The 4,915-nt window shown below is 57.7% G+C and carries 2 protein-coding genes; both read left to right on the top strand.

Annotated elements, in window-relative coordinates; genetic code table 11:
* Window positions 1-766: 766 nt before the first annotated feature.
* Window positions 767-2,836 carry a M10 family metallopeptidase C-terminal domain-containing protein gene (locus FS320_RS37865; RefSeq protein ID WP_152717433.1) on the top strand — a complete coding sequence of 690 codons (2,070 nt, stop codon included), beginning with the start codon at window positions 767-769 and terminating at the stop codon, window positions 2,834-2,836.
* A 35-nt stretch (window positions 2,837-2,871) separates the two neighbouring features.
* On the top strand, window positions 2,872-3,099 hold the full coding sequence (locus tag FS320_RS37860; RefSeq protein ID WP_152717432.1) for a hypothetical protein: 228 nt from the start codon (window positions 2,872-2,874) through the stop codon (window positions 3,097-3,099).
* Window positions 3,100-4,915 lie beyond the last annotated feature (1,816 nt).

Raw genomic sequence — 4,915 nt, 5'->3', positions numbered from 1 at the left:
TCATGGCGGGTGTGGCACAGTGCAATCGGTGGCAGGGGTTGGTCTCAGCAACCAAATCCTACGCTGCTTCAAGCGCTTAAGCTACATCCGCCAGCCCTCTCCAGCCCTCTCGTGCATAAGAACGGCTGGGTTCATGAAAGCTTGGCCACCGCCGCTGAGACCCGCGGTGGCACTTGCGTCTGCGGCATTTGCACTAGGAACCTCCGCCATCACTGTGAACCTATTCAGGCGCGCCGGGTTACCTGTTCAGAGACCTTCGGGTGAATGGTTCCGTCATGTTGGCCAATGAGAGTATCTGGAGCAGAAGGGTTTATACCCCGGCCCCGATCGCCTATTCGGACCTCCTATCCTACCTTGGCCGAGAGCTCGCGCTGATGTACAGCGTCGCCTCGCAAGAGGCCCTTCCAGAAGCTTGGTTTCCCCTACTCCACCTGTTATCGCAGCCTGAACCCTCAGAAGAATAGGGCCAAGTTCTCCCGAGCTTCCTCTGGCTTCTTCGAAAAAATTATGCGCGAACTTATTCCTGCCGTAGTTGTAGTAGAAACGTAAGATAATATCCCTTGTAGCGATGCTTCTACCGTATAGGTGAACGGTACACGCTGTAAAGCAGCGAGCAGCCAAGCTACGAGTGGCCCTTGAGAAGAAGAATAATTCCTATCTGCTTTAGACCAGCAAGATGAGCACACGTTATTCTCGAGCTTCTTCGAAGAAGGAGGGGTAGCGTGGCCAGTGCGCAAACTATTCTCGAATAAGACTGGATGGACTTATGCCTGCTGTTGTGACCTACAGCCCAACCGGCAACGCTTACATCGATAGTGTCCTGGGCGACCTGAAATGGGCAGTCAATAGCTTCACCTACAGCTTTCCGGCCGGCGCCTCGTTTTATGGCAGCGCCTATGGAGCCGGTGAGCCCCTTAGTAACTTCGAGGCCCTGAACGCCGCGCAGCAGACGGCGACCCGCGCTGCCCTGAAGCTGTACGCCTCCGTTGCCAATCTCAGCTTTACGGAAATTGCGGAGACCGCGACGCAGCATGCAGATTTGCGCTTTGCCATGTCGGACAAACCCGGCACAGCCTGGGCCTATTTCCCGACGATGAATGCCTCAGGCGGGGATGCATGGTTCAACAATTCCAGCGGCATTTATGATGCGCCGCAGAAGGGCAGCTACGCCAACCTGACCTTCATCCATGAGATCGGCCACACGCTCGGGCTTGAGCACGCGCACGAGCATTTCATCATGCCGCAGGATCGTGACTCGATGGAATACACGGTCATGAGCTACCGCTCCTATGTGGGCGCCTCGACGACAACGGGCTACGTGAACGAGAGCGCGGGCTATGCCCAGTCGCTCATGATGTATGACATTGCGGCTCTGCAATATATGTACGGGGCCAACTTTGCCACCAATGGTTCCAACACGACCTACACCTGGAGCCCGGCCACGGGCGAGATGTTCGTCAATGGTGTCGGCCAAGGCGCGGCCGGGGCGAACCGGATCTTCCAGACGCTCTGGGATGGCGGTGGCGCTGACACCTACGATTTCTCGCCCTATACGAGCGACCTCAAAGTCGACCTTCGACCCGGCGAATGGACAACCACGTCGACCACCCAGCTGGCCAAGCTCCACTACAATGGCTCCAAGGTCGCCGCTGGCAACATCGCCAATGCACTGCTCTACAACAACGACACGCGCTCGCTGATTGAGAATGCGGTCGGCGGATCCGGCAACGACACCCTGATCGGCAATCAAGCCGCGAACACCCTCCAGGGTGGAACTGGTGCCGACACCCTAACCGGTGGCGCCGGAGACGACGTTCTGAACGGCGGTGTCGGAAGCGATACCGCGGTTTTCAGCGGCGAACGCGCGCACTACAGCGTCACGCAGCTCACTGATGGATCAACCCACGTCGTTGACCATCGGACGGATGCGCCGGATGGCAAGGACATTGTCTGGGGAATCGAATGGTTCCAGTTTCTCGATGGACGTTATTCTTCCGAAGACCTTCTGTCCGGCACGACAATGGCCACTCTCAGCACACTGACAGTCCCGGTTGAACCGACCGTCCCTCCCCCCGTCGAACCAACGGTCACTCCCCCGGCGCTTGTTACCCCGGATCTGAGTGTGTCGGGCGGGGCTGGCAACGATCGGTTGTATGGTGGGGCTGGGAACGACAGACTCTATGGCCACCGCGGGAACGACATCCTGCATGGTGGCGCCGGTGGAGACCGGCTCGACGGAGGAGCCGGCACCGACTACGCCAGCTACAGCGGAGCAGGTGCGGGAGTGCGGGCTGATCTTCTGTCGCGCTCGCTCAACACGGGCGAGGCCATGGGCGATATCTACGTGGCCATCGAGAACCTGCTGGGGAGCACCCATGCCGACGCCTTGCGTGGCAACAATGCCGCTAACGCGATCAAGGGTGGCGCAGGAAACGACACACTGACCGGGCGGGGTGGCCATGACACCCTAGACGGTGGTTCCGGTGATGATCTCCTTCTCGGAGGAGCCGGGCGCGATATCCTCAGCGGCGGCACAGGGCGGGATACGTTTATCTTCAAATCGGCCGGTGAATCCCGTGGCTCCAGCATCGACACGATCAAAGGCTTCGTCCGTGGTCAGGATCACATCGACCTGCGTAGCATCGACGCCAACACCACGACCGGCGGCAATCAGGCCTTCAAGTTCATCGGCAAGACTGCATTCAGCGGAATGGCCGGGGAGCTCGGGTTTTCGGGTGGGGTGTTGTCCGGCGACATCAATGGCGACAAGGCTGCGGACTTCCAGGTCAAAGTGGCCGGACTTATCACGCTCGCCAAAGGCGATTTTTATCTCTGAATTCGCACATTCGTGCGCCCGAAGAGGACGTAGAGATGAGCGACTGGATTGCGTACGACCGTTGGCCGGAATGTGCCGGGATGGAGCGGCCGGGTTATGTGTTTGAGGTCAAGAATGCCGAAGGGCAGAGCCTGTTCACGAACTGCACGGTTCCATTGCAACTGCCGTTTGACTGGAAGTCGCCACCGCTTCACTTCCGCCTGATTGCGGCTCCGCCGGCACGCCACTCTGGACCGATGCCGAAACCTCAGGGACAGCGTTAGATAGTGCGGACTGTTCCACTTTCCGCCTCTCGAGCCCCGTATCCAGCGAACGGCATTGAGGTCAGGCGCAGAGGCTCGAGCCGCATCGTTCTCGAGTCCTTTGAGCGGATGCCGACGTTCTACGGCAGGATCTGCCACAATGAACTTACCGCTACCGACTTATGCCATTGTCAGAAGACCACAGTCCATAAGACTACGTTGTCTTAACCTTGGTGGTGTAGCGGGTGGCGGCTATCTGAGAAGCCGCCCTGGCGTCTCTGTTCAAGCGCCGTCGCTGACCGGCCGAGATCATCCTGTTACACATGCGCTGGTGCCGCAAGTAGGGCATCAACTATCGCGATCTCGCCGAGATGAGGCAGGAACATAGCGCCAATGTCGACTCATCCATCATCTTTCGTCGGATCCGGCGCTACGCTCCGGAAATCGAGACGAGGGTGCGTGGTACAGAGCGATATCGACCTCTCGAACATAGCCACTACAATCGCCCTGCCGCCATGCATGACCTTGTCCAGAGATCCTATAGCGTTATGAGCGAAGCAGATATGCTGGAGTTCATTGCGGCCAATTGAAGGAATTCTTCCTTGCGTTAGCGTCACCCGCTCGAGGTGGCATCCTAGCCACCTGAAATCTTCAGGCTCGAACGAAGCCAGCAGGCGATTGGATTGGACTGCTTCGTGCGGGATCATGTGCCAACCCACAACTGTCGGGTTCGGGAGAAGCAACTGGTGCAATCCTAGCACGAAGGCGCAGAAAACCCAGCCCCGGGCAGAGCCGAACGGGGTCCCGTTGGAGCCTGATACGCACGCACTCCGCATGCGTGTAGCAGCGGGGACACGACTGGTTGCCCTCGCCCGCCCGATTACGCTTGCGGATCGCACATAGTTCCCTAGCATCACGCCAGGGAAGGGCGAGGCCTTCGGCTATAACGATCTCACACCGTTGTGCGGTTCCCTGTTCGACCACGCTGGATCCTTTGTCCTTTTGGCTTCGATCCGCGAAGTTGGGCTTTCCCGGCTTCCTCGTCTGGAATGGAGCCGATGATGTCGGCTAATGCTCTCAGATCGAGATTTGCAGCTTTGAGAACCTTGGCGAGAGACTCGGACGATGGCCATCGCGCGCGGCCCTCACGGCTAATCCGCTTCGAGAGATTGAATGAGGTCGCATCCAAGCCGGCGCTTTTGGCGAGAGCCGAGACTGATATCCCTTGCGAATCTGCAATTGCATCAAAGGCAGCCCAAATCTGGTTGTGAGTGAACATTCTTCTTTTCCTGCCAGGGAGGAAAAAGAAGCCCCACCCAGCCCGAGCAACCGAACGACGCTTCCTAGCGAATCTGCGCCGCGTCTTCCTAGCCACAGATTCCGCAGATATCAAAGGGGTAAATTCGCGTAATCGATTACATAGTCCGAGACCTACTTCAATTCTCGGCTCCAAATGGCAAGGAGCTTTCTTGAGCCGCATCTATCGCCGGGGCGCATGAAAGCGCGCGAGTGTGAGGTATTATTTTAATATATTGAAGTACACTGAATGCATCGCCGACAAAACAGGCGTCGATAGCAAACCCTGAGGAGGCGTACTCTCTCGCATTGACGGCGATGAATGAGCCCCGCGAGATAACCCCGAAGTCGCAACTGATGGGACAGGCTGGCAACTACAAGTGAGACTCCCCGCCCTGAAGGACGAGGCATCTTAGAGGCTGGTGAGCAATTTTATTACTCGCTTCAAGTGCTTGATTTGGAATAGCTTTCGTGAAGATTGATGAGGCGGATGCGGGGTGTGCAACGGTTGAGGAGCCCCGCTATGGATACTTGTCTCTAT

The sequence above is a fragment of the Microvirga tunisiensis genome (assembly GCF_009296175.1).
Taxonomy (GTDB): Bacteria; Pseudomonadota; Alphaproteobacteria; order Rhizobiales; family Beijerinckiaceae; genus Microvirga; species Microvirga tunisiensis.
The sequence above is the reverse complement of the archived record's forward strand: the minus strand, read 5'-3'. Positions and strand labels throughout refer to the sequence as shown.